This window comes from Ideonella sp. P3_A4, assembly GCF_056403075.1.
Map to the genome: position 1 here is coordinate 1 of NZ_JBFUGE010000933.1, position 1,741 is coordinate 1,741.

The window sequence follows — 1,741 nt, forward strand, 5'->3', positions numbered from 1 at the left end:
GCTGAAGAACACCATCAACACGATGGTCGACCAGCTGTCATCGTTCGCCGCGGAAGTGACGCGTGTCGCGCGTGAAGTCGGCACCGAAGGCAAGCTGGGTGGCCAGGCTGACGTGCAGGGCGTGGCCGGCACGTGGAAGGACTTGACCGAGTCGGTGAACTCGATGGCTTCGAACCTGACCTCTCAGGTGCGCAACATCGCCGACGTGACGAAGGCGGTGGCGGCCGGTGACTTGTCGAAGAAGATCACGGTCGACGTGAAGGGCGAGATCCTGGAGCTGAAGAACACCGTCAACACGATGGTGGACCAGTTGCGGTCGTTCGCSGCKGAAGTGACCCGCGTCGCKCGYGARGTGGGCACCGAAGGCAAGCTCGGTGGCCAGGCCGCGGTGGAAGGCGTGGCCGGCACGTGGAAGGACYTGACCGAGTCGGTCAACTTCATGGCCGGCAACCTGACCTCGCAGGTYCGCAACATYGCCGAGGTGACCACCGCGGTGGCSGCCGGTGACCTSWSSAAGAAGATCACCGTCGACGTGAAGGGYGARATCTCGGAGCTGAAGAACACCATCAACACGATGGTGGACCAGCTGYSGTCGTTCGCGGCGGARGTGACGCGTGTCGCTCGCGAAGTGGGCACCGAAGGCAAGCTCGGCGGACAAGCCGACGTGCAGGGCGTGGCCGGCACGTGGAAGGACTTGACCGACTCGGTCAACCTGATGGCCTCGAACCTGACTTCTCAGGTGCGCAACATCGCCGACGTGACCAAGGCCRTGCAGGCCGGCGACTTGTCGAAGAAGATCACCGTCGACGTGAAGGGCGAGATCCTGGAGCTGAAGGCCACCATCAACACGATGGTCGACCAGCTGTCGTCGTTCGCGGCGGAAGTGACGCGCGTGGCACGCGAGGTGGGCACCGAAGGGCGGCTGGGCGGCCAGGCCCAGGTGAAGGGCGTGTCGGGCACCTGGAAGGACCTGACCGACAACGTGAACTTCATGGCTGGCAACCTGACCTCGCAGGTGCGCGGCATCGCCAAGGTCGTGACGGCCGTGGCCAACGGTGACCTCAAGCGCAAGCTGACGGTGGAAGCCGAGGGCGAGATCGCCGCGCTGGCGGAGACCATCAACTCGATGATCGACACGCTGGCGACCTTTGCCGACCAGGTGACGACGGTGGCGCGCGAAGTGGGCGTCGAGGGCAAGCTGGGCGGCCAGGCCAAGGTGCCGGGCGYGGCGGGCACCTGGAAGGGCCTGACCGAGAAYGTCAACGAACTCGCGGCCAACCTGACCACGCAGGTGCGCGCGATTGCCGAGGTGGCCACTGCAGTGACGCAGGGTGACCTGGCGCGGTCGGTCACGGTCGAGTCGCAAGGCGAGGTGGCGGCCCTGAAGGACACRATCAACGAGATGATCCGCAACCTGAAGGACACGACGCAGAAGAACACCGAGCAGGACTGGCTGAAGACCAACCTGGCCAAGTTCAGCCGCATGCTGCAGGGCCAGAAAGACCTGGTCACGGTGGGCCAGCTGATCCTGTCCGAGCTGGCGCCGGTGGTCGGCGCGCAGCAGGCCGAGTTCTACGTGATGAGCGCCAGCGTCGAGTTGCCGCAGCTGAAGCTGCTGGCCAGCTATGCCAGCGGCGGGCAGAGCGCGCACGGCAAGCTGGTCGACCTGGGCCAGGGGCTGGTCGGGCAGTGCGCGATCGACAAGCGCAAGATCCTGCTGACCAACACGCCGAGCGAAGCC

General features: G+C 65.6%; 1 protein-coding gene. It reads left to right on the forward strand.

Going from position 1 to position 1,741, the window contains the following annotated elements; all coding sequences use genetic code 11:
• The coding region (locus AC1DYI_RS34575; RefSeq protein ID WP_477208620.1) for a HAMP domain-containing protein at positions 1 to 1,741 on the forward strand (1,741 nt) is incomplete at both ends.